Raw genomic sequence first — 22,594 nt, forward strand, 5'->3', positions numbered from 1 at the left:
GTATTTAGATATTGCCATTAAAAACAACGAAAAAAATTATAGTGTTTGGTTGCTTAAGGCAATAATAGATTTCATGGTTAGCAAAAACGTTGAAGAATCTTTCAAAAGTATTGGGAAAGCAGAACTATATGCCAAAAATACACATGAATGGAGATATAGTAAAGCGTTTTTATATTTTTGGATTGCAGATTACCCAAAAGCAATAGATCTGTGTCAAAAGATTAAAACCCAAAACTATATTAATGAAAATGTTACATTAGAGGAAGTCAGAGCATTCAATTTAAATCTATTAAAGCAGCCGCTGCCTAAAGCGCAATTATATTTTTGGATTGGATATTTAAGTTACCATAAAGTAAATAATTTAATAAATGCTTTGCAAGATTTTGAAATGTTTGAAAAGTTGGCAGATGCATCAATGTATATATTAAAAAACAGGTCGTCTGCATATTTAATAGAGATAAAACAAAAACTTAAAAAGAAGCCCAGTCTGGAATGACCGTGCTTTCCCAAGCACCCGGCCTAACCCCACGCCAGCGTTACCCCCGGTGCACCAAATACCCAGCCGCCCCTTTCGGGCGGCTTTTTTTATTGCATTTATTTATCCCTGATGCTATGCTTATTATTATGAATTATTTACCAATGACAAAAACCGAGATGGATTCCTTGGGCTGGGAGCAGTGCGACATCATCCTGGTCTCCGGCGATGCCTATGTGGACCATCCCTCGTTCGGCCCGGCGATCATCGGCCGGGTGCTGGAGGCTCAGGGCTTCAAAGTGGGCATCATCGCCCAGCCCGACTGGCACAGTCCGGATGATTTCACCAGGCTGGGCAGGCCCCGGCTTTTCTTCGGTGTCACCTCCGGCAACATAGATTCCATGCTGCACCACTATACCGCCAACAAAAAACTGCGGCATGACGATCCGTATTCTCCGGGAGGCCGACATGGGTTAAGGCCCAATAGGGCTGCCATAGTCTACTCCAACCTGATCCGCCAGGCCTACAAGGATGTGCCCATTGTGCTGGGAGGGATAGAGGCTTCTTTGCGCCGTCTGGCCCATTACGATTATTGGGACGATGCCGCGCGGCGCTCCATCCTGTTCGATGCCAGGGCCGACCTGCTGGTCTACGGAATGGGGGAGAAGGCGATTGGCAGGATAGCTCAGATACTGAATACTGAAGGCGGAATACAGAAACCTGTCCTGAGACTTGCAAACCTGCCCGACATCCGAATGGATTTAGAACTACAGGATATACCGGGGACGGCGGTCATTATCAGAGGTTCAGAACTTCAAAACATCGGAACTTCGGATACTGTGGAGTTGCCGTCGTTCGAGGAAGTATCCGCCTCAAAAGAAGCCTTCAACAGGGCATTCGTCATTGCGGCCAACGAGGCCAATCCATATTTCGGGAAAAGACTACTGCAGAAGCACGGCGACCGGTACCTATTGGTAAACCCGCCGGCCCTGCCGATGAACTCCGAAGAGCTTGATGCCGTCTATGCCTTGCCGTTTCAACGCCAGCCCCATCCGTCCTACACCGAGCCCATACCGGCATTGGAGACGGTCAAATGGTCAGTAACTTCCCATCGGGGCTGTTACGGCGGCTGCAGTTTCTGTACCTTGTTCTTTCATCAGGGGCCGGTGATCCAATCGCGCAGTATTGAATCTATTATTAATGAAATCGAATTGCTGGCCAGGGATCCCAAATTCAAAGGGATCATCAGCGATATCGGCGGACCCACCGCCAACATGTACGGGACGGGGTGCAAGATAGACGGCCGGGAGAGGTTCTGCCGGAAGCCCAGCTGCCTGGCTCCGCAGATGTGCGAAAATTTAAAACCGGGCCAGCATGCCAGCGTCAAGCTTTGGCATGAGGCGTTAAAAGTGCCGGGGGTCAAAAATATCTTTGTGGCCTCCGGGGTGCGCTACGATCTGGCCCTGCATGATCATAAGTATTCAAAGGAACTGATTCAAAAGCATACTGGCGGACATCTGAAAGTGGCTCCGGAGCATTGCGCCGCCAATGTTCTGAAACAGATGAATAAGCCTGCCCTGAGCGTCTTCATTGAATTCATAAAGATCTTCCGACATTTGAGCAAAAAGGAACAATACCTGGTGCCGTATCTTATCTCCAGCCATCCCGGCTGCAGTTATGATGATATGCTGGATCTGAAGAGCTTTCTTAAAAGGAACGATCTGGTCGTGGAGCAGGTGCAGGATTTCATTCCCCTGCCCATGACGGCCTCAGCCGCCATGTACCACACCGGCAGAAACCCCTATAGCGGCCAGGAGCTTTTTGTGGAAAAAACAGCGGCCGGGAAGCTGAGACAGAGATATGTCCTGGAGGCCGGCCGGGGTGATCAATGGGAAGGGAGCGGAAAAAATGAAAGAAAGTATAAACGATTAAAACAAACCAGAAGGAAGCCATGAAAAAACCCGCCAAGAACAAATGGGCCAAAGGGGAATATAAAAGGGCTATCATAGATCAGCGAAAATTTATGTGGGAACCGGAATACGTGGCCCTGCTGGCCAAATGGGCGGGGTTCAAACAGGGTCAGACGGTAGTTGATGTGGGATGCGGCCTGGGATACCTGGGAACCTTGTATTGGGAATATTTCGGCAAAGGCGGTAAATATTGCGGGGTGGATATAAGTCCTAAACTGGTAACTGAGGCAAAAAAATTAACACGAAACTGGGCCAAGGACGGCACTACCGAATTCAAAGTAGGGGATGCCTATAAACTTCCGTATCCCGACAATTATGCCGATGTGGTTATGTCCCAGACCCTGCTGATGCACTTATCAGAACCGCAGAAAGCCGTAACTGAGATGTTTCGCATATTAAAGCCGGGTGGGGTAGTGCTGTGCAAGGAGCCGGATCATTTGTCAATGGCTTTGCAACGGGGGGTATCTTCATTGCCGGATTTACCCCTGGAGGATAATCTATTTTTTCGTAAAATGGCATACGTTTGTGCCAAAGGCAGAGAAGAATTGGGGCTGGGCATTTCGGATACGGCCCCTCATGTTCCTTTGTGGCTGAAAGAGTCCGGCTTCAAGTGTATCGACGCAAAGATGAGCAGTCAACCGTTTTTTATGATACCCCCATATGAAACGCCAAAACAGAAGTATGATATCAGCTGGTGGAAGAAATCGGTTCGCAGCAGCGAAAAACCAAATGAGAAGAAAAGGATTAGTGCTGAGTTTAAAAAAACATTTTTTGCCGGAGGCGGAACCCAGTCTGATTATAATAAATATTTGATATTACTTAAAAAATACAGGGCAAGAAGAAAGGCATATATACGGCAATTAAATAACGGAACGTATTATTTATTTTCCGCCAAACAGTTCTTTGCCATAAAAGGTCATAAGCCAAAATAAGGAACAGGGATAATGAAACGATATCTTTCTCTTCTCCGCATTATTACGGTGGCGGCCATTGCCGCGGTGTCTCTTCACGGGCAGGATGTCAACTGGGAGAAATACTCAAATAAGGAATACGGGTATTCCATAAAATATCCCGCCGGATGGAAGATCACCGAGGCCGAGCCCCGCAGGGACAATAAGGCCGCTTATGGGGGCGAAATATTATTGCCCGGCGAATTGCAGAAGATATCCTTTTCCGACACTTCCGACCGATACTGGCCGGCCCAAATGCAGATCAGAATTATTGAGATTCCCCAGGGCAAGACCTATGACCTGTGGGTCAAGGAATACGAATATTCCGACAGTACCGATTTCAATCCGGTTCAGGAGGTAATAGATACGGTGGTGTCCGGCCGACCGGCCAAGAAGGCCACCCTGTTCAATTTCGACCATACCGGCCAGGAACTGATACTGAAACATAAGCATGGAGTGATGCTGATCTCCTACGAGGGGCAAAACCCCAATGATAAGCGAAACGACTGGCACAGAGAGATATTCGGAAAAATGATAGGAAACTTTAAAACGGGAAAGTGATGCCGACAAATGAACCGCCCAATCGGGCGGTTTTTTCTTTCATTTATCTTGCAAACCTTCCTTGAATCCACTAAAATACTATCATGTACCTGCCGAAAAAAATAATAGACTCTGTCAACTCCATCGGGCAGATCTACGAGGTGGGCGGGGCGGTGCGGGACCGCATCCGTTATGCCCTGTCTCTGGATACCGCCCGGATAGATCCCAAAAAATTCTGGTCGTTCCCTCCGGAAGAGGTGGACTACTTGGTCACCGGTATGCCCATGAACGCGCTGACCTCGGAGCTTAAGCAGTTCGGACATGTGGAACTGGTGGGGAAATCGTTCGGGGTGATTAAGTTCAAACTTGAGATCCAAAATCCAAAATCCAAAATCTACGATATTGCCCTGCCGCGCCGTGAGACCAGCACCGGCTTGGGCCACCGTGATTTCGAGATTGAGTTCGATCCGGACCTGCCGGTGGAGCAGGATTTGGGACGGAGGGATTTTACCGTAAACGCCATTGCGTTAAGAATTCAGAATTCAGAATTCAGAATTCAGAATCCGGAACTGATTGATCCCTATAACGGATTACAGGATATCAAGGACCGCCTGATCAGGATGGTCAATCCCCAGGCCTTCAAGGAGGATCCCTTGCGGATGCTGCGGGCCTGCCAGTTCGCCGCCCGGTTCCAGTTCTCCATCGAGCAGGACACCTTCAAGGCCATCAAAAAGAACGCCAAACTCATTCGGACCGTCTCGCCGGAGCGGGTACAGCAGGAGCTGAACAAGATGCTGCTCAAGGCCGATCAGCCGTCCATCGGATTGTGGCTGATGCAGCGCAGCGGACTGCTCAAAGAGATATTCCCGGAATTGGAGGAGGGCGTGGACGTTACCCAGCCGGGGGGCTATCACCGCTATAAAGTGTTCGAACACTCCATAAAATCCGTTGACTTTGCGCCCAAGATATTAGAGATGCGGCTGGCGGCCCTGCTGCATGATATCGCCAAACCCCGGTGCCGGGAGGTCTTCCAGGGCGGGGCGCATTTTTACGGGCACGACAAGCTGGGGGAGAAGACCGCCAAAGAGCTGATGGAACGGCTGAAATATTCCGGCGAGACCATCTCCCGGGTGGCCCTGCTGGTGCGGCGGCACATGTTCGCTTTTCCCGAGACCGAGAAGGGCCTGCGGAGGCTTATCGCCAAGGTTGGCATCAACGTCATGTACGATCTGATAGAACTGCGGCGGGCGGATATCAGTGCCCAGGGGCGGGGCACCGAGGAGGCCGATAGCGATCTGGACCTGTTTGAACAGGCCATCACCGAAGTGATAAACAAAAATCCTCCGTTCACCATCAACGACCTGCAACTGGACGGGGTCATTGTCATGGCCGAGTTTCACCTTAAGCCCGGCCCGGAGGTGGGGCGGGTATTGAGGCATCTTTTGGACTACGTGCTGGATCATCCGGAGAAAAATAAGAGGGATCTATTGCTGGACGAGGCCGCCCGCTGGCTGGGAACTGGTTGATCAGGGATTTTCGGATGATGGATTTTTGGGCGGTTGCCTGCGGCACATCCATTTGGTGTGATAGCGTCATTTTGGGTCAGACTGCTTGCCTGGCAACCCGATAGAATCAGTGGCCCCTGTGATGCAGCAGATATGGTAATGCCCCGGGATGACGTTGATTATTCCATGATCAGGGGGGATCGGGCTGATTATACTTGACAAAACGGTGGTATTTAGGATAAAATTACAAATTCTGTAATATCGAAACCTTTGAAAATCATTATTTTATCTTAGGAGCATACACAAGATGAGAAGAGCTAATCTGTGGAAGTTCATCTTGACCATGATCCTGCTGGTGGCTGCCATCTGGCAGTTAGTGCCCACTTTTAAATTGCAGGGCCTCACCGAACAGCAGAAGGCCGAGATGTCCCGTGACGAACTGAACAAGCTTTATTCCAAGGCCATCCATCTGGGGCTGGATCTCAAAGGCGGCATGCACATAGTCATGGAGATAGACCGCCAGGGCATGGCCAAGGCCACGGGCAAACAGCCCAACGAGGTCACCGATAAGGAGCTGTCCGACGCCACCGACCGGGCCCTGGAGATCATCCGCAACAGGGTGGACCAGTACGGCGTGGCCGAGCCCACCATCCAGAAACAGGGCAACGACCGTATCGTGGTGCAGCTGCCCGGGGTGGACCATGAGAGGGCCCGGGCCCTGATAGGGACCACCGCCATGCTGGAGTTCAAGCTGGTGCAGGAGGACAAGGTCCTCCAGGACGTTCTGGATAAGATTGACAAGGCCCTGCTGGGAGAGAAGGGCCAGGCTCTGATGTCCGACAGCACCATGTTCGGCGACAAGCCGTTCAGTTCGTTGCTGCAGTTCGTCAGCAACAGCGAGATGTCGGCCATGGAGCAGGACCGCGAACTGGTGGTCAAGGCGCTTAAGGATCCCGTGGTGCAGGCCGCCATTCCATCCGATTACGAATTCGCCTGGGGGATCAAGGAGGATCGCGAGGGCTATCGCCGCTATCCGTTATATATGTTGAAAAAACAGCCGGAGATCACCGGAGCGGCCCTGGCCGAGGCCAGGATGGGCGTGGGGAGCAATGATGATCCGTCCGCTTTGCGCGTCGACTTCACCCTGGTGCGAAAGTATGCCAATACCTTTTCCCGGATCACCGCCGCCAATATCAAACGTCGCCTGGCTATCGTGCTGGACGGCACCGTCAAATCGGCCCCGGTCATCCAGGGCCGGATACCCAACGGCAGCGGGCAGATCACCATGGGCAACGCCACCACCGAGGAGGCCCGGGATCTGGCCATCATTCTGCGGGCGGGCGCCCTGCCGGCGCCGGTATCCATCATCGAGGAACGCTCGGTGGGCCCGACCCTGGGGATGGATTCCATATCCAACGGCGTCAAGGCCTCCATCATCGGCGCCATTGCGGTGATCATATTTATCGTAATATATTATGCCCTGGGCGGTCTGGTGGCAGTGTTGGCCCTGGCTTTCAATATCATTATGCTGCTGGCGGTAATGGCCGCCTTCCGCACCACTTTGACCTTGCCGGGCATCGCCGGCATCGCCCTGACGGTCGGCATAGCGGTGGACGCTAATGTGCTGATCTTCGAGCGGATCCGCGAGGAACTGCGGGCCGGCAAGACCGTGCGGGCCTCCATCGATGCCGGATACGAGCGGGCCTTTTCCACCATCCTGGATGCCAACGTTACCACGGTGTTGGCAGCGGTGGCCCTGTACTTTTTCGGCACAGGCCCGATCAAGGGATTTGCAGTGACCCTGATAATAGGTCTGGCCATCTCGATGTATACCGCCATTCTGGTGACCAGGATGATCTTTGACTGGATCACCGTCAAGTGGAACCTGCAGAAGCTGCCGATTTAAGGAGATATGACAATGATTTCTTTTTTCCATCATCAAACGAATTTCGGGTTCATCAAGAACCGTTATAAGGCCTATGCCTTTTCCATCGCCCTCTTCATCGCCACCATCGTTTCCGTCATCCTGCACGGCGGACTCAATTTTGGGGTGGATTTTACCGGCGGGACCATGATGCAGATACACTTTTCGGCCCCGGTGCCCACCGACCAGTTGCGCAAGGCCCTGAACGATGGGGGCATTCCCAACGTGGAGATACAGAAGGTCAAGGACACCGAGAACATCAAGAATGCCTTCATGATCCGCACCGGGCTGGCCGAGGAGAAATCGGATCAGGAAGGGATCAAGTCAAGTTCGATAGTCGAGAGGATAAAGACGGTACTAAGCCAGAGATTTTCCGATAACCAGGTTACCATCGACAGCAACGAGACAGTGGGACCCAAGATAGGGAAGGAGCTTCAACGGAATGCCATCTGGGCGGTGTTGATCGGTTGTGTTTTGATCCTTACCTACGTGGCTTTTAGGTTCGACTTCCGCTTCGGGGTGGCCTCGGTGACAGCCCTTTTCCATGATGTGGTGTGCACCATCGGCTTTATTTCGGTGACCAACATGGAATTCAACCTGCAGTCGGTGGCGGTGTTGTTGACAGTCATCGGTTATTCCATCAACGATTCCATCGTGGTGGCCGACCGGATCAGGGAGAACCTGCGCAAATCTCAGAAGGAGACCTATCCCGAGCTGATCAATCGCAGCATCAACGAGACCCTGTCGCGGACCGTGATAACCGTGTTAACCCTGTTACTGGTGTTAGTGGCCCTGCAGTTTTTTGCCGGCCGGGTGCTTTCGGACTTCACCAAACCCCTGCTGTTCGGGCTGGTGGTAGGCACCTACTCAACGATATTCGTGGTTTCCTCGCTGGTGGTGGACTGGGAATTAAAGTCACCCACCAAGCGCAAAAAATAAGGACCTCCCCGATTCGCGCCCAGTTAGAGATTGACAGAGGGAATAATATTTTGTATAATTCACCGTTTCTGGTGGGGTCGTAGTTCAGTTTGGCTTAGAACGCCGGCCTGTCACGTCGGAGGTCGCGGGTTCGAACCCCGTCGGCCCCGCCAGAACAAAACAAGCCCCGTCGCAAGACGGGGCTTGTTTTGTTAAGTCACAATCAAGCGATTGCCGAAGCCCCTTGGGAAAATTCGGTTATCAGATCAATCGAAGTCCGGGCTGACCACTTGACGCAGGAGCGGCAGGTCTCTTTAAGGTCCCGGTTGGCATGGGCCTTCTGGCCCTCGGGAGTTTTAAGAGCAACTCCGATAAGGTCGCGGCATTGGGAACTGCCGAATTTTTCCACGAAACCATTGAACAAACGGTCCACCGCCGGATAACACGGGTCCCGGCTGCCCTGGTTGTCGTCCCGGCCCAGAGCCAGACCGATGGCCATGATCCCTCCGGTCAGCGCCCCGCACAGGCTTCCGTTGCGGGCGATGCCGCCCCCGAACCCGGTGGCGATGCTGGGCAAACATCGGTCTTTTGGTATATTAAGGCCGTTACTTATTGCCAACAGCACTGATTCGGCGCAGTTGTATCCGGAGTCGAAATTTTCCAAAGCTTTGACCGAAATATCCATAATGATATTTTCCTTAAAAAGTTTGAGAGATGAAAATATTACAGTTGAAATTATATACCATAATAGTTCCAAATGTAAGCCCCCTGAAGTTTAGGTTTTATAAAAAATATGCCGCACGGATATCATTCCATCAAAAGTTACTCAGTAATTCAGCAAGAGGGTATGGCCAAAGAGCAAAGCTGGGTCAAAGGGCATGCTGCCAACAGCGCTGTAAGTCGTTTTTCCTCTTGACAAAAGGGTGATTTTTATGTATACTTCTCGTCTATTCTGGAAAAACAGCCCTCAAGGATGTTTTTGAGGGCTTATTAGTTGTTTATAAGGAGCAGGTTTAATGAAGACTTACGTTGCCAAAAAGGGACATGTAGAGCACCGCTGGTTTCTGGTGGATGCCAAGGGAAGATCGTTGGGAAGGCTGGCCACCCAGATAGCCTTGTTGCTGAGGGGCAAGGGCAAGCCTCAATTCACCCCCAACACCGACTGCGGAGACCATGTAGTGGTGATCAATGCCGCTCAGGTGCGCCTGACCGGCGCCAAGATGGAGAACAAGGTGGCTTACCGCCACAGCGGTTATCAGGGCGGCTTAAGGACCATCAATTACGGCAAGGTTCTGCAGGGCAAAAAGCCCGAGAGGGTGGTCCAAATGGCCGTCAGGGGCATGCTGCCCAAGACCAAGCTGGCCCGCAGTAATTTCAGCAAACTGCATGTCTATGCCGACGATAAACATCCCCATGTGGCCCAGGCCCCCCAGGCCCTGGCTAAGTAGAAATTTTCCAATATCACGGCCGGTCTTCCGGCTCAGATGGATTTTATTAGGAGGTTAGATGACCCAAAACGTTATTCGTGCGACCGGGCGCCGCAAATCATCTGTTGCCCAGGTTAAAATGACCCCGGGGCAGGGGAAGATGACGGTCAACAACAGGACCTGCGAGGAGTACTTCTGCCGTCCCACTTTGGTGATGAAGGTAAAACAGCCTTTGGAGCTTACATCCCAGCTGGGCAAGTTCGATATTTGGGCTAAGGTGGAAGGCGGAGGGGTGGCTGGCCAGGCCGGGGCCCTGAGGCTGGGAATATCCCGGGCCCTCAATCTGGTGGACCAGGAGCTGCGCCCGCCGCTTAAGTCGGCCGGGCTGCTGACCAGGGACCCCCGCGAGAAGGAAAGAAAGAAATACGGCCAGAAGAAGGCCAGAAAGAGATTCCAGTTCTCCAAGCGTTAATTTATTTTTGCGTTTGCGGAACCGAGATTCTCAGTCAATATACCAAAACACATGCCCGGCGTTAAATTCCGCCAGTGGTGTCCGGTTTTTAAAACCGGATTCTGGCGGCAGTCGGGCAGAGGAACAACCAACATTATAATCGGAAGGAAAACTCAAATTGGCTAGTTTTACCATCAAAGACCTGCTGGAGGCCGGGGTTCATTTCGGCCACCAGGCTCCGCGCTGGAACCCCAAGATGAAGAAATTCATCTTCGACGAACGCAACGGGATCCATATCATAGACCTGCAGAAGACCGTCAAGTGCCTGAATACCGCCATCGAGACGGCGGGCAGGATGTCGGAGAGCGGCGACGAGTTTCTGTTCGTGGGCACCAAGAAACAGGCGGTGGACGTCATCAAGGAAGAGGCCCAGCGCTGCGGTATGCATTATGTGGCCGATCGCTGGCTGGGCGGCATGCTGACGAATTTCTCCACCATCCAGAAGAGCATCAAGCGGCTCAAGGAACTGGACAAACTGGCCGTCAGCAGCTACCAGGGATACACCAAGAAGGAAGCCCTGGGCATGGAGCGGGAACGGACCAAGATGGAGAAGGTGCTGTCCGGGGTCAAGGAAATGCGCCGGATGCCGGGAGCGGTGATAGTGGTCGATTGCAAGAAAGAACGCCTGGCCATTGCCGAGGCCAATCGGCTGGACATCCCGGTGATCGCCCTGGTGGACACCAATGTGGATCCCGATCCGGTGACCTACCCGGTGCCGGCCAATGACGACGCCCTCCGTTCCATAAAAATGATCGTCAATTTATTATCCGAATCCATCATAGAGGGTCGGGCCAAGTATCAGCGTGATATGGAGACCCAGTCCAAGGAAGGCCATGCTGCCGGAGGGGTCGGTGAAGATGCCAAGCCCCGCAGGCACCTGTCGGATCGCGGCGCCCGCCGCCCGGACAATAAAGAGGGCGATAGGAGCGCCCCCAGAGGTGCCCCCAGGACCGGAGCCCCCAGGCGAGCAGTTGGCGGAGGCATGCGGGGATCGGGACCGGGCCCCAGAGCCAAACAGCCGGCCGATAAGCCGGCCGATAAGAAAGAATAGAAAGGACCATATAGATGTCATTCACGGCAGAGGATGTCAAGAGTTTAAGGGACAAGACCGGCGCCGGCATGATGGCCTGCAAAGAGGCCCTTAAAGCCTGCAACGGCAAGGGCGACGAGGCGGTGGAATACCTCCGTAAAAAGGGTATCGCCTCGGCCGATAAGAAGACCGGACGGGCTACCGGGGACGGCCTGGTCGAATCGTACATTCACATGGGCGGCAAGCTGGGGGTGATGATAGAGGTCAACTGCGAGACCGATTTCGTGGCCCGCACCGAACAGTTCCAGGGCCTGGTCAAGGAGCTGGCGATGCAGGTGGCTGCCTCCAACCCGTCGGTGGTTTCCCGGGAGCAGGTGCCGGCCGAGATGATAGAAAAGGAAATGGATATTTACCGGGAACAGGTGCGCGGCTCCGGCAAACCGGAGAACGTGGTGGAGAAGATCGTGGGCGGCAAGCTGGACAAGTTCTATTCCGAGATCTGCCTGCTGGAGCAGCCCTATATCAAGGAGCCACAGAAGAACGTCGATACCCTGATCAAGGAGACCATAGCCAAACTGGGGGAGAATATCACCGTCAAGCGGTTCGTTCGTTTCCGGTTGGGTGAATAAACAGCAACAAATTTTACAGGTCATATTTTGAGCCCAGATTCAAAATACCGCAGAATACTTTTAAAGCTTTCCGGCGAAGCATTGGGCGGAGCCGAAGGCCGGGGGATAGATCTCCCCTCGCTGGAAAGGATAGCCGACGAGGTTCTGACGATTAAGGAACTGGGCGTTTCCATTGGGGTGGTCATCGGCGGGGGAAACCTTATCCGTGGTACCCAGGTAAAGGACAACGGCATCAGCCGGGTCACCGCAGACAATATGGGAATGCTGGGCACGGTGATAAATTCCCTGGCTTTGCAGAGCGTGCTGGATAAAAAGGGCTGCCAGACCCGTGTGATGTCGGCGGTGGATATGCCAAAGTTCGCCGAGCCCTACATCCGGCGGCGGGCCCTCCGGCACCTGGATAAGGGCCGGGTGGTGATCATGGCCGCCGGGACCGGCAACCCCTATTTTTCCACCGATACCGCGGCCGCCCTCCGGGCGGTGGAGATGGAGGCCGAGGTGCTGCTGAAGGGCACCAAGGTGGACGGGGTCTATAATTCTGACCCCAAGAAGGACAAGTCCGCCAAGAAATACCAGACCCTCAGTTTCAGCCAGGTGCTGGCCGACAAGCTGGCAGTGATGGACCTGACCGCAGTTTCGCTGTGCATGGAAAACCATATGCCGATCATCGTGTTCGATCTCAATAATTCAGGAACCTTAAAACGGATAATCCAGGGCGAGCAATTGGGAACCATTGTTAAGGAGTAAGCCATGTTGCCACAGCTATACCAGGAGTTGGAACGGAAAATGGCCAAGGCAGTGGACGTTCTGAAGGGCGAATTCACCGGGATCCGCACCGGGCGGGCCAACCCGGCCCTGCTGGATGGCATCAAGGTGATGAGTTATGGGAGCCTGACGGCCCTGAACCAGGTGGCCGGCGTCTCGGTGCCGGAATCCAGGATGCTGGTGATCCAGCCCTGGGACAAGACCCTGATCCCCGAGATAGAGAAGGCCATCATGAAGTCCGAGCTGGGCCTGAACCCCATCAACGACGGGAAAGTGATCCGCCTGCCCATCCCCACCCTGACCGAGGAGAGGCGCCACGAACTGGTCAAGCTGATCAAGAAGATGTCCGAGGAAAGCAAGGTGGCTGTCCGCAATATTCGGCGGGAGGCCAACGATGAGATAAAGAAGCTGGAGAAGGACAAGGCGGTCTCCGAGGACGAATCCAAGAAGGCCCACGACAAGACCCAGGAATACACCAACAAATATATCTTGCAGATTGACGAGACCCTGGCCAAAAAAGAAAAAGAAATATTGGAAGTATAATAATTGGAGGATTGGCCCAATGCCGTACGTGATAACCGAAGAATGCGTGGCCTGCGGTAGCTGCGTGGATTCCTGTCCCAACGGAGCGATAATCGAGGGCGAGGACAAGTTTGAGATTACCGAGGACTGCGTTGACTGCGGGGCCTGCGTGGATGCCTGTCCGGTCAATGCCATAAAGGAAGGCTAAAAGAACCAACGCAGATTAAAAGGGGCGCTCCCGGTCCCGGCAGTAAGGCCGAGATGAAAGGGGCGCCTTTGCTCTTATGTCAAATCAAGACAAACAAAAAGGAAGATCAATGACCTCCGGCAACAAACAGGAATTACCGGATATCAAAAACCTCCCGGTCCACTTGGGGGTGATCATGGACGGCAACGGGCGCTGGGCCAAACGCCGGGGGCTGCCCCGGCTGGCCGGGCATCGGGCCGGAATGAAATCGGTCAAGGAGATAGTCAACGCCTGCGGGGAGATCGGCATCAGATACCTGACCCTCTACGCCTTTTCGGTGGAGAATTGGCTGCGGCCCAAGGCCGAGGTCACCGGGCTGATGAGAATCTTGCGGGAATACCTGCTCAAGGAGATAGACGAACTGGACAGCCAAGGGGTCAAGGTGGTGGCCAGCGGCCGAATAGATGATCTGGAGAAGACCGCCCTGAAGATCCTGAAGGACTGCATAAAAAGGACCCAACATAACAGGGGGCTGGTGCTCAACCTGGCGCTTTCCTACGGGGGAAGGGCCGAGTTGGCCGATGCCATAAAAAATATTATCAGAGATATCCGGTCAGGGCAAATCAATTCTGACAAAATAGATGAAGCCCTGGTATCAAAATATATGTACCATCCGGAGATCCCCGATCCGGACCTGATCATCCGCACCTCCGGGGAACACCGGCTGTCAAACTTCCTGATCTGGCAGAGCGCCTATTCCGAATTTTATTTCACCGAGGTGCTATGGCCGGATTTCGGAAGGGAGGAACTGCTGCAATCCCTGCTGGAATTTCAGGGCCGGGAGCGGCGGTTCGGCCGGATCTGATCAAAATATTATAAAGAGCAAAATAAGCTATGACCGATCAAAATAACAACGAAAATTTCCGGCCGAAGGACAACAGCTTTAAAAGCAGGTTTCCCACCCTGGGCTTAAGGTTCCTGGTGGCACTGTTGGGAATTCCTCTGATGCTGGGAATGTCATATTTAGGAGGTTTCTGGTTGGCCGGGCTGGTGGCGGCGCTGTCCTTTTTGGGTTTGTGGGAGTTCTACGGCCTGGCCAGGGCCAAGGGATTGCACCCCCTGACCTGGTGGGGCATTGCCGGAGGCCTTCTGCTGGTCATATATCTGAGCCTTAGATGGCAATCGCTTTTGGCGTTGCTGGTACTATGGCTTCTGCTGATAATGTCCCGGATGGTGTTCAGGGACGAGGTGGAAGAAGCGATCAGCCGGATCGGTATAACAATCATGGGCGTTTTATATATTCCCTTTTTGTTCGGGCATATGCTGTTACTGCGGGCCGACTATAGCTTTACGGGATATAAACTGCTGTTTTTTTCTATGGTATTAGTATGGCTGTGCGATACCGGAGCATATTTTAGTGGCATGCTTTTTGGCAAGCATCCCCTGGCGCCGCATATCAGCCCCAAGAAGTCAATTGAAGGATTGATCGGTGGATTGCTGGTTACCATCGCTGCCGCGGTGCTGCTCCAAAAATGGTGGCTGTGGGAGATCTCGGTCATCGATTCTCTGATCATGGCCGCCGGGGCGGTGGTGCTGGGGACCCTGGGCGACCTGGTGGAATCGCTGTTCAAGCGGGATGCCAGCGTCAAGGATGCCGGCAATCTGCTGCCGGGCCACGGCGGGATACTGGACCGATTCGACAGCATGCTGTTCGTGATACCCTTTGTATACTGGTATTTCCGGCTGTTCGTGATAGGATAGACCATGATTTCCTACCAGGAACATTATACTCGGTTCCTGGGCTGTAAATTGAGTCAGGACGGAAAATTGATAGTTTGCCATTCACCATTACGGGATAAAATTGAAGGCCGCCGACAACCGCTAATTATGTCGTTCATGAATCGTCAGCAGGTAGTGGTTTCTCTCTCTCTCGACCTTCGGGATAAATTTAGCAGGCTGGCCAGTACACTCCCCCAAGCAAAACGAACGCCGAAGCAATGGTTTAAAATCGTAGATGATTTTCTCTTCGTCAGAATCAGGCTATACAATATCGAGCATTTTCTCAGAATGACGGTTGAATCAAAGAATTTTGTTGAAATAAAAAAACGAGAGTGTGTTCGACCAATGGCTTTAGCTGATAAAAACCTGATATTGAGCCAAGGCCAACTGCCCAAGAGGGGTAAAAAATACCAGGACCATTGCTGGGAACAAAATATTAAAAGCATAAAAGAAGGCCGAAGCTTTGGGTTGATTCGTGGCAGGCAGAACCTAAGCCGGGCTACGGTGGAACCGATAGAATGCGGGGGTGGGAACATTTCCGTGGCGACCAACGAAAAACATCGTAAAAAAGGTTACGGCAAAATGGTGGTCTCTGCCGCGGTCAACTGGTGTTTTGACCATGATATCCTGCCGATATATTATGTGAGATCCGATAATATTGCATCCATTGCTTTGGCCCGGAGCCTGGGGTTTAAGCTTAAAGCCAGTGAGATCATTGTCAACCACTGGCCTGGCGATGCTGACAAAAGATAAAGAGTAAGGACTAGGTAACAGAATTATGCCCTCAACTGATTTTCTGGTCATAGGCTCCGGCATCGCCGGGCTGACCTTCGCCCTCAAGGCGGCGGAGCACGGCAAAGTGATCATCGTCACTAAGAAGGACGACACCGAGTCCAACACCAACTACGCCCAGGGCGGGGTGGCGGCGGTGTTCGGCTCCGACGACGGCATTGAGGATCACATCCGCGATACCATCGAGGGCGGGGCCGGATTGTGCAACCCGGAGGCTGTCCGGGTGATGGTCAGCGAGGGGCCGGAGCTGGTTCGGGAACTTTCCCAAATGGGGGTGGAATTCACCATGACCGAACAGGGCTCTCTGGACCTGGGAAAGGAGGGCGGGCATTCCAAAAGAAGGATAGTTCACGCCAAGGACTACACCGGGTTCGAGATCGAGCGGGCCCTGGTGGCCAAGACCCGGGGACATTCCAACATCACCGTGCTGGAGCATCACCTGGCCATAGACCTGATCACCGACCGGCAGGATGAGCAGATCAGTTGCCTGGGGGCTTATGTGCTGGACACCAGGACCGGAGAGATCGAAGGATATTCCGCCGGGATAACCTTTCTGGCCACCGGCGGGGGCGGGCAGGTCTACCTGCATACCACCAACCCGGCCATCGCCACCGGCGACGGCATAGCAATGGCCTATCGGGCCGGGGCCACCATCGCCAACATGGAGTTCGTCCAGTTCCATCCCACCACCCTGTACCAGGCGTCATTGGATGAGAACGAACGCTCCTTTCTGATATCCGAGGCGGTCCGGGGGGAGGGCGGAGTGTTGTGCGATAAGGGTGGCCGGAAATTCATGCCCGGCTATCATCCCAAGGCCGACCTGGCCCCCCGGGATGTGGTGGCCCGGGCCATAGATTCTGAGCTTAAATCATCCGGCGAGATGTGCGTCTTTCTGGACATCTCATCCATCGGACAGGAGAAGTTCCAGAAGAGATTCCCCAACATCTTCCATGGCTGCCAGCAGCGGGCCATAGACCTGGGCCGGGGATTGATCCCGGTGGTGCCGGCTGCCCATTACATCTGCGGCGGGGTAAGGACCGATCTGTGGGGGCGCAGCGATATCAAAAGGCTTTATTCCGCCGGGGAGACCGCCTGCACCGGGGCCCACGGGGCCAACCGGCTGGCATCCAACTCTCTTCTGGAGGCCCTGGTCTTCGCTGCCCGGGCCGCCAGGGCGTCAAGTGACGAGCTAAAATCACCCGGTAAAATTCAGCCGTGGGATTATGTGGGCTCGGTTCAAAGCCGGGAGAGGGTGGTGGTCAGCCATAACCTTCATGCCGTCAGGCTGTTGATGTGGAACTATGTGGGGATAGTGCGCTCCGATACCAGGTTGTCCATGGCCAAAAACAGGCTGCAGGCCATCGCCGGGGAGATCAGGGATTATTACTGGAAATACCGGGTCACGTCCGATCTGGTCGAACTGAGGAACCTGGTAAGCCTGGCCGGACTGATAATCGACTGTGCGGACAATCGCAAGGAATCCCGGGGTCTGCACTTTACCCAGGATCATCCGGAAACAGACGACCGGCATTTCCGGCGGGACACGCTGATCAATTCCGGACATATCAATTTGTCTTGACAAATGCCAAGCTGATTGATATAATGCTCGCAATGGGTCGTTCCGATATCAACTTCGGGGCGACCTAATTAATCAAGAAGCCAGATTGGCTGCACATAATTTATTTCATTCAGTCTATAAAAGGATCATGGCTATAAAACTATCCAACCTGATCGATGAATCGCTTATTATCCCGGAGCTTTCCGCCCAGGATGCCGATAGCGTCCTGCGGGAGCTGATCGCAATAGCTTTTAACAGCAAGCGGCTGTCGGCCATGGAAACGGCCGAGGAAATGCGGGATATGGTCCCCGGGGTCGGCTCGCAGGTGGGCAAAGGCATCATCCAGCGCGGCGAGGCCGAGCTGTTCGAACGGATAAAATACCGGGAATCGCTGGGCACCACCGGTATCGGCGAGGGGGTGGCCATTCCTCATGCCAGGAACCCCATGGTCAAGGAGATGGTGCTGTTGATGGGCCGCTCAAAAAACGGGGTGGATTTTTCTTCACTGGATGACAAGCCGGTGCATCTGTTCTTCCTGCTACTGATCCCCCAGGAGGAGAAGGTGAAGAATCTGGCGGTGCTGGCGGAGATAGCCCGGATGGTGAAAAAGCCGGATTTTATAAATCAATTGCTGGAGGCTCCGGACGCTAAGGCGGTATATAAATTACTGAAGAAGTCCGAGGAATGAAACTGGAACGAAAAATATACAATCAGATCTTTCGCGTGGAGATGACCCCAGCCCGGATTTTAGTCTTGGGCTTTTCTGTTGCCATCCTGTTGGGATCGGTTCTGCTGTATCTGCCGTTCTCCACCACCGCCGGCCACCGCTGCACCTTTGTCGATGCCCTTTATACTTCCACTTCGGCGGTCTGCGTCACCGGGCTGATTGTCAAGGATACCGCCAAGGATTTTACTCCGGCCGGAAAGCTGATAATACTGCTTCTGATCCAGATCGGCGGCCTGGGCTATATGTCGCTGGCTACGGTGTTGTCGCTGATGGTGGGGAGGAAGATATCCTTAAGGGAAAGGTTGATCATCCAGGAGGCCTATAATATCCTTACCCTGGAGGGCCTGGCCCGTTTCGCCACCCGGATCCTGCGGGTCACTATTGTGCTGGAAGGCCTGGGGGCACTTATTCTGAGCTTTCATTGGTGGAAGGCGGGGTTTCCCATTTCCAAAGCCGTAGTGCTGGGAATTTTTCATTCGGTCTCCGCCTTTTGCAATGCCGGCTTTTCATTGTTCTCCAACGGCCTGGCCGATTACGCCGCCGACCCGGTGGTGTCGCTCACCATCAGCGGACTGGTGGTATCCGGGGGGCTGGGGTTCATCGCCATCAGCGACATCTACAAGACCGGCATCCGAAGGACAGAGAAAAGGCTGACCACCCACAGCAAGCTGGTGGTAATGATGACCCTAAGCCTGATCATCACCGGCACGGTGTTGATCTATCTGCTGGAGAGGAATAACACTTTGGCACATTTGTCTCCGGCGGCTCAGTGGCTGGCGGCTTTGTTCCAGTCCATAGCGCCGCGGACGGCGGGATTCAATACCGTCAACATCGGCCTGATGCACTTTCCCACCCTGATGCTGATAATAATACTGATGTTCATCGGGGCCTCGCCGGGCGGCACCGGCGGCGGCATCAAGACCACCACCTTCGGGGTAATGATGGCCTCCATCTGGACCACCCTGACCGGGCGCAGCCGGGTGCTGATCTTCAAAAAGCGCCTGGAGCACGAGTTCATCAACCGGGCATTTGTGCTGAGCGCCATCGCCGCCATGATGCTGGTGCTGGTTACCCTGCTGTTGTTGCAGTCCGAGATAGCGCATTTTACCGCCGAGAGGATGATGCCGGTGTTGTTCGAGGTGGTGTCCGCCTTCGGCACGGTGGGGCTGTCCATCGGATCGGCCATCAATCCGCTATTGAGTTTTTCCCATGATTTCAGCAATTGGGGAAAGCTGCTGATTATCCTGACCATGTTCGCCGGGCGGCTGGGCCCGCTGACCATGGGCAGCGCGGTGGTTTGGCACCGCAAGGATCAACCGTTTGAATACCCCGAGGCCAAGGTGCTGATAGGTTAGCGACCGCTCTTTTTACCGCGGAGGACGCAGAGGATATGTTGTTTCGCTTTTAAGTATAGTGCCAAGGAGTTTAAGCGATAGTTAGATAAAAGAACGAGTAACTAATGGCTATACTTTCCGTTTTCAGTATTCCGTGTTTCAGTGGTTGGTTTTGTAGAGGCATCTATTGATAATAACTTCGTTTTAATGATATAATCACAGTGAATTTAAGCAGGGAGCCATGAGACAATTTGCAGTAATAGGGCTGGGGCAGTTCGGGTCCAGTGTGGCCCTGTCGCTGGCCGAAAAGGGTTGCGATGTGTTGGCCATAGACAGCGACCAGGACCGGGTAAACGAGATCTCCGAACAGGTCAGCCAGTCGGTGACGGTGGATGCCGCCGATGAGAAGGCCCTGAAATCCCTGGGCATGAAGGATATCGATGTGGCCATTGTGTCCACCGGCGAGGATATAGAGGCCTCCATCTCCATTGTTCTGATCCTCAAGGAGATCGGGGTCAAGGAGATCATCGCCAAGGCGGTCACCCCCATTCACGGCACCATCCTCAAGAAAGTGGGGGCCGACCGGGTGGTCTTCCCGGAGCGGGACATGGGGGTGAGGATAGCTGAGAGCCTGGCCTCACCCAATGTCATGGATTACAGCGAGATCTCCGATACCCACAGCATCGTGGAGCTGGTGGCTCCCAAGAAATTCTGGACCAAGAAGATCTCCGAGCTGAAATTTGAAGAGAACACGATGGTCTCCATCGTGGCCATCAAGCGAAAGGTCCCGGTGATCACCCCGGAAGGAGAGACCGAGTTCCGGGAGGAGATAAACATAAAACCGTCCCCCGAGGAGAAGATCAACAGATCCGATATCCTGATCATGATCGGCAGTTTTGAGGGCATTCAAAAGGTCAGGGGCATTCAATAATATGATCAACTTAGCAGGTTAACATAATGGATAGCGATAACAGTCAGGGGCCGGAAAAAATTCTGGCCCAGAAAAAAAAGGCAATCGAGACCATAATAGAAATGGGTAAATTCTATTTTTTGAACCAGAAATTCGACGAAGCCATGGCGGAATATAAAAAAGCCATTGCCCTGGATAGCAAGAGCATTGATGCCTACTACAATCTGGGTATCACTTTGGAAGCCCTGAGCGATGAGGACGGCGCCAGGGATGCTTTTGCCAAAGTGATCGAACTGGAGCCGGGAAACAAGGGGGCCCAGGAACATTACGACCGTCTGGTGGAGAAATAAATTGACAGGATTATCATTCTGCTATTACCCCTTGACTTTTCCTGTAAAATAGGGTATCATACATATACTGAATTGCGTTTACCCTTTAAACTGATCCCGAGAGGTCAGAAAGGAAATAATATGAAAATCCCCAAAGATTTTTTAGCCTCCAACCCTGATTGACAGGGGTGGAGGTTTTTTTTATGTCATTGTACTGATCCGGAGCAGTTTAAGCTAGATTGATAAATCAAAATAATAATATATACGGAGGCAGTATGACCAAACAGAAAGCAGTCATAATGGACGCCAAACAGGTGGAACGGGCCATGATCAGGATCGCCCATGAGATCGTGGAGCAGAACATGGGCACCAAGGATCTGTTGATCATCGGCATCAAGCGGCGGGGCGATACTTTAGGCAAGCGGATAGCCCGCATCATCAGTGGCATCGAAAAGACAGATATTCCCTACGGGGCCATCGATATCACCTTTTATCGGGACGACCTGCAGACCATCGCCCACCAGCCGGTGGTCAACCAGACCGACCTTAATCTGGATGTCACCGGCAAGACGGTGATCCTGGTGGACGACGTACTGTACACCGGGCGCACGGTCCGGGCGGCCATAGACGAGATACTGGATTTCGGGCGTCCCAAGAGCATCGAACTGGCGGTGCTGATAGACCGGGGGCACCGGGAGCTGCCTATCAAGGCCAATTACGTGGGCAAGAACGTTCCCACCTCGCACAAGGAGATAATAGCGGTCCGCACCCAGGAGGAGGACGGCGAGGAGAAAGTGATCATAAAGGAGCTGAACGATGAAGTGGAATAAAAAGGACCTGCTGGACCTGGAATCGCTGTCGGCCGAGGAGATGAACATGATCCTGGACACCGCCAAGAGCTTCCGGGAGGTGCTCAACCGGCCCATCAAGAAGGTGCCCATCCTCCGGGGCAAGACCATCGTCAACATGTTCTTCGAACCCTCCACCCGGACCTCGGCCTCTTTTGACATGGCCGCCAAACGGCTGATGGCCGATACCGTCAACATCTCGCCCAAGACCTCGGCCGTCCAAAAGGGGGAGACCCTGCTGGATACCGCCCGCAATCTGGAGGCCATGAAGATCGACCTGGTGGTGATGCGGCACTCCTCCTCGGGTGCCCCGCACTTTCTGGCCAGCCGCATCAAGGCCGGGGTGATCAACGCCGGGGACGGGCAGCACGCCCATCCCACCCAGGGCCTGCTGGATATGTTCACCATCAAGGAAAAGCGCGGCGGATTCGAGGGGATGAACGTGCTGATAGTGGGTGATGTTACTCATTCCCGGGTGGCCCGCTCCAACATCCACGGGCTGCTGAAGATGGGGGCCAAGGTCTCGGTGTGCGGCCCATCCACCCTGATCCCCATCGGGATCGAACAGCTGGGGGTCAAGGTGTATTACAACCTGGACGAGGCCATCCCCCAGGCCGACGTCATTAACGTCCTCCGGCTTCAGCTGGAGCGCCAGAAGAAGGGCCTGCTGCCGTCGCTGCGCGAGTACTCCCTGCACTTCTGCTTAGACAAGGAACGGATGGCCAAGGCCAAGGGGGATGTGACCATCATGCACCCCGGGCCGATGAACCGGGGCATAGAGATAGATCCCGATGTGGCCGACGGGGAACGTTCGGTGATACTGGATCAGGTGACCAACGGCGTGGCCGTGAGGATGGCAGTGCTCTACCTGCTGTCGGGCGGCGATGCTCCACTGGCCGAAGCTATCAAGAAGGAGGCATAAAAATGATAAAATCCGAAATTCGAAATCAGAAATCAGAAATAA

At 53.6% G+C, this 22,594-nt stretch carries 25 protein-coding genes and 1 tRNA gene; 25 read left to right on the forward strand and 1 reads right to left on the reverse strand.

What is annotated here, in order from left to right; all coding sequences use genetic code 11:
• The 8 genes from KJ869_07075 to KJ869_07110 all read left to right on the forward strand — a co-directional run.
• Window positions 1-496: hypothetical protein (locus tag KJ869_07075; protein MBU1576953.1), on the forward strand; the 496-nt coding region annotated here is incomplete at its 5' end.
• Window positions 497-639: 143 nt separating this feature from the next.
• The gene (locus tag KJ869_07080) at window positions 640-2,430 is read left to right on the forward strand and encodes a YgiQ family radical SAM protein (protein MBU1576954.1); all 1,791 of its coding nucleotides are present in this window, start codon (window positions 640-642) and stop codon (window positions 2,428-2,430) included.
• Between the two features lie 86 nt (window positions 2,431-2,516).
• Complete coding sequence (locus tag KJ869_07085) at window positions 2,517-3,377, forward strand: methyltransferase domain-containing protein (protein ID MBU1576955.1); 861 nt, start codon at window positions 2,517-2,519, stop codon at window positions 3,375-3,377.
• A gap of 12 nt (window positions 3,378-3,389) precedes the next feature.
• Window positions 3,390-3,956, forward strand: a complete 567-nt coding sequence (locus KJ869_07090) for a hypothetical protein (protein MBU1576956.1) — start codon at window positions 3,390-3,392, stop codon at window positions 3,954-3,956.
• Between the two features lie 83 nt (window positions 3,957-4,039).
• A complete protein-coding gene (locus KJ869_07095) occupies window positions 4,040-5,461 on the forward strand; it encodes an HD domain-containing protein (protein ID MBU1576957.1) in 1,422 nt (473 codons plus the stop codon).
• Window positions 5,462-5,747: 286 nt separating this feature from the next.
• On the forward strand, window positions 5,748-7,346 hold the full coding sequence (gene secD / locus KJ869_07100; GenBank protein ID MBU1576958.1) for a protein translocase subunit SecD: 1,599 nt from the start codon (window positions 5,748-5,750) through the stop codon (window positions 7,344-7,346).
• A 12-nt stretch (window positions 7,347-7,358) separates the two neighbouring features.
• Window positions 7,359-8,303, forward strand: coding sequence for a protein translocase subunit SecF (secF, locus tag KJ869_07105; protein MBU1576959.1), 945 nt, complete (start codon window positions 7,359-7,361; stop codon window positions 8,301-8,303).
• A gap of 73 nt (window positions 8,304-8,376) precedes the next feature.
• A tRNA-Asp gene (locus KJ869_07110) sits at window positions 8,377-8,455 on the forward strand.
• Between the two features lie 50 nt (window positions 8,456-8,505).
• On the opposite strand, the gene KJ869_07115 is transcribed toward KJ869_07110, so the two are convergent.
• Window positions 8,506-8,967, reverse strand: coding sequence for a C-GCAxxG-C-C family protein (locus KJ869_07115; GenBank protein ID MBU1576960.1), 462 nt, complete (start codon window positions 8,965-8,967; stop codon window positions 8,506-8,508).
• A gap of 331 nt (window positions 8,968-9,298) precedes the next feature.
• Here KJ869_07115 and rplM point away from each other — a divergent pair, with 331 nt between their 5' ends.
• The 17 genes from rplM (at window position 9,299) to KJ869_07200 (ending at window position 22,552) form a co-directional block, all read left to right on the forward strand.
• On the forward strand, window positions 9,299-9,730 hold the full coding sequence (gene rplM, locus KJ869_07120; GenBank protein ID MBU1576961.1) for a 50S ribosomal protein L13: 432 nt from the start codon (window positions 9,299-9,301) through the stop codon (window positions 9,728-9,730).
• 58 nt (window positions 9,731-9,788) lie between these two features.
• Window positions 9,789-10,181: a 30S ribosomal protein S9 gene (rpsI, locus tag KJ869_07125; protein ID MBU1576962.1), complete on the forward strand. Its 393-nt coding sequence runs from the start codon at window positions 9,789-9,791 to the stop codon at window positions 10,179-10,181.
• A gap of 157 nt (window positions 10,182-10,338) precedes the next feature.
• Entirely contained in the window at window positions 10,339-11,271 is a 933-nt protein-coding gene (rpsB, locus tag KJ869_07130; GenBank protein MBU1576963.1) for a 30S ribosomal protein S2, read from the forward strand.
• Window positions 11,272-11,285: 14 nt separating this feature from the next.
• Complete coding sequence (locus tag KJ869_07135; protein MBU1576964.1) at window positions 11,286-11,879, forward strand: elongation factor Ts; 594 nt, start codon at window positions 11,286-11,288, stop codon at window positions 11,877-11,879.
• A 27-nt stretch (window positions 11,880-11,906) separates the two neighbouring features.
• Window positions 11,907-12,626, forward strand: a complete 720-nt coding sequence (gene pyrH / locus KJ869_07140) for a UMP kinase (GenBank protein MBU1576965.1) — start codon at window positions 11,907-11,909, stop codon at window positions 12,624-12,626.
• A gap of 3 nt (window positions 12,627-12,629) precedes the next feature.
• A complete protein-coding gene (frr, locus tag KJ869_07145; protein MBU1576966.1) occupies window positions 12,630-13,187 on the forward strand; it encodes a ribosome recycling factor in 558 nt (185 codons plus the stop codon).
• A gap of 19 nt (window positions 13,188-13,206) precedes the next feature.
• Window positions 13,207-13,374 (forward strand): 4Fe-4S binding protein, encoded by a 168-nt coding sequence (locus KJ869_07150; protein ID MBU1576967.1) that lies wholly within the window; start codon window positions 13,207-13,209, stop codon window positions 13,372-13,374.
• 109 nt (window positions 13,375-13,483) lie between these two features.
• Window positions 13,484-14,218: an isoprenyl transferase gene (locus tag KJ869_07155; protein ID MBU1576968.1), complete on the forward strand. Its 735-nt coding sequence runs from the start codon at window positions 13,484-13,486 to the stop codon at window positions 14,216-14,218.
• A 29-nt stretch (window positions 14,219-14,247) separates the two neighbouring features.
• Window positions 14,248-15,114: a phosphatidate cytidylyltransferase gene (locus tag KJ869_07160; protein MBU1576969.1), complete on the forward strand. Its 867-nt coding sequence runs from the start codon at window positions 14,248-14,250 to the stop codon at window positions 15,112-15,114.
• Between the two features lie 3 nt (window positions 15,115-15,117).
• Window positions 15,118-15,885 carry a GNAT family N-acetyltransferase gene (locus tag KJ869_07165; protein ID MBU1576970.1) on the forward strand — a complete coding sequence of 256 codons (768 nt, stop codon included), beginning with the start codon at window positions 15,118-15,120 and terminating at the stop codon, window positions 15,883-15,885.
• 22 nt (window positions 15,886-15,907) lie between these two features.
• Entirely contained in the window at window positions 15,908-17,503 is a 1,596-nt protein-coding gene (gene nadB / locus KJ869_07170) for an L-aspartate oxidase (GenBank protein ID MBU1576971.1), read from the forward strand.
• Between the two features lie 127 nt (window positions 17,504-17,630).
• Window positions 17,631-18,170, forward strand: a complete 540-nt coding sequence (locus KJ869_07175; GenBank protein MBU1576972.1) for a PTS sugar transporter subunit IIA — start codon at window positions 17,631-17,633, stop codon at window positions 18,168-18,170.
• A complete protein-coding gene (locus tag KJ869_07180; GenBank protein ID MBU1576973.1) occupies window positions 18,167-19,564 on the forward strand; it encodes a TrkH family potassium uptake protein in 1,398 nt (465 codons plus the stop codon). Before KJ869_07175 ends, KJ869_07180 begins: the two co-directional genes overlap by 4 nt.
• 220 nt (window positions 19,565-19,784) lie before the next feature.
• Window positions 19,785-20,474, forward strand: coding sequence for a TrkA family potassium uptake protein (locus tag KJ869_07185; protein ID MBU1576974.1), 690 nt, complete (start codon window positions 19,785-19,787; stop codon window positions 20,472-20,474).
• Between the two features lie 26 nt (window positions 20,475-20,500).
• Window positions 20,501-20,803, forward strand: coding sequence for a tetratricopeptide repeat protein (locus KJ869_07190; protein ID MBU1576975.1), 303 nt, complete (start codon window positions 20,501-20,503; stop codon window positions 20,801-20,803).
• 254 nt (window positions 20,804-21,057) lie between these two features.
• Window positions 21,058-21,612: a bifunctional pyr operon transcriptional regulator/uracil phosphoribosyltransferase PyrR gene (gene pyrR, locus KJ869_07195; protein ID MBU1576976.1), complete on the forward strand. Its 555-nt coding sequence runs from the start codon at window positions 21,058-21,060 to the stop codon at window positions 21,610-21,612.
• Window positions 21,599-22,552 (forward strand): aspartate carbamoyltransferase catalytic subunit, encoded by a 954-nt coding sequence (locus KJ869_07200; GenBank protein ID MBU1576977.1) that lies wholly within the window; start codon window positions 21,599-21,601, stop codon window positions 22,550-22,552. The genes pyrR and KJ869_07200 overlap by 14 nt, the downstream gene beginning before the upstream one ends.
• The last annotated feature ends 42 nt before the right edge of the window (window positions 22,553-22,594 follow it).

The organism is Candidatus Edwardsbacteria bacterium (assembly GCA_018821925.1).
Taxonomy (GTDB): domain Bacteria; phylum Edwardsbacteria; class AC1; order AC1; family EtOH8; genus UBA2226.

Excerpts from the sequence above, each read along its gene's own strand:
- KJ869_07080 (MBU1576954.1), top strand. The coding sequence starts at position 640 with ATGACAAAAACCGAGATGGATTCCTTGGGCTGGGAGCAGTGCGACATC.
- KJ869_07090 (MBU1576956.1), top strand. The coding sequence starts at position 3,390 with ATGAAACGATATCTTTCTCTTCTCCGCATTATTACGGTGGCGGCCATT.
- KJ869_07095 (MBU1576957.1), top strand. The coding sequence starts at position 4,040 with ATGTACCTGCCGAAAAAAATAATAGACTCTGTCAACTCCATCGGGCAG.
- secD (MBU1576958.1), top strand. The coding sequence starts at position 5,748 with ATGAGAAGAGCTAATCTGTGGAAGTTCATCTTGACCATGATCCTGCTG.
- secF (MBU1576959.1), top strand. The coding sequence starts at position 7,359 with ATGATTTCTTTTTTCCATCATCAAACGAATTTCGGGTTCATCAAGAAC.
- KJ869_07115 (MBU1576960.1), bottom strand. The coding sequence starts at position 8,967 with ATGGATATTTCGGTCAAAGCTTTGGAAAATTTCGACTCCGGATACAAC.
- rplM (MBU1576961.1), top strand. The coding sequence starts at position 9,299 with ATGAAGACTTACGTTGCCAAAAAGGGACATGTAGAGCACCGCTGGTTT.
- rpsI (MBU1576962.1), top strand. The coding sequence starts at position 9,789 with ATGACCCAAAACGTTATTCGTGCGACCGGGCGCCGCAAATCATCTGTT.
- KJ869_07135 (MBU1576964.1), top strand. The coding sequence starts at position 11,286 with ATGTCATTCACGGCAGAGGATGTCAAGAGTTTAAGGGACAAGACCGGC.
- frr (MBU1576966.1), top strand. The coding sequence starts at position 12,630 with ATGTTGCCACAGCTATACCAGGAGTTGGAACGGAAAATGGCCAAGGCA.
- KJ869_07150 (MBU1576967.1), top strand. The coding sequence starts at position 13,207 with ATGCCGTACGTGATAACCGAAGAATGCGTGGCCTGCGGTAGCTGCGTG.
- KJ869_07155 (MBU1576968.1), top strand. The coding sequence starts at position 13,484 with ATGACCTCCGGCAACAAACAGGAATTACCGGATATCAAAAACCTCCCG.
- KJ869_07160 (MBU1576969.1), top strand. The coding sequence starts at position 14,248 with ATGACCGATCAAAATAACAACGAAAATTTCCGGCCGAAGGACAACAGC.
- KJ869_07165 (MBU1576970.1), top strand. The coding sequence starts at position 15,118 with ATGATTTCCTACCAGGAACATTATACTCGGTTCCTGGGCTGTAAATTG.
- KJ869_07175 (MBU1576972.1), top strand. The coding sequence starts at position 17,631 with ATGGCTATAAAACTATCCAACCTGATCGATGAATCGCTTATTATCCCG.
- KJ869_07180 (MBU1576973.1), top strand. The coding sequence starts at position 18,167 with ATGAAACTGGAACGAAAAATATACAATCAGATCTTTCGCGTGGAGATG.
- KJ869_07185 (MBU1576974.1), top strand. The coding sequence starts at position 19,785 with ATGAGACAATTTGCAGTAATAGGGCTGGGGCAGTTCGGGTCCAGTGTG.
- KJ869_07190 (MBU1576975.1), top strand. The coding sequence starts at position 20,501 with ATGGATAGCGATAACAGTCAGGGGCCGGAAAAAATTCTGGCCCAGAAA.
- pyrR (MBU1576976.1), top strand. The coding sequence starts at position 21,058 with ATGACCAAACAGAAAGCAGTCATAATGGACGCCAAACAGGTGGAACGG.
- KJ869_07200 (MBU1576977.1), top strand. The coding sequence starts at position 21,599 with ATGAAGTGGAATAAAAAGGACCTGCTGGACCTGGAATCGCTGTCGGCC.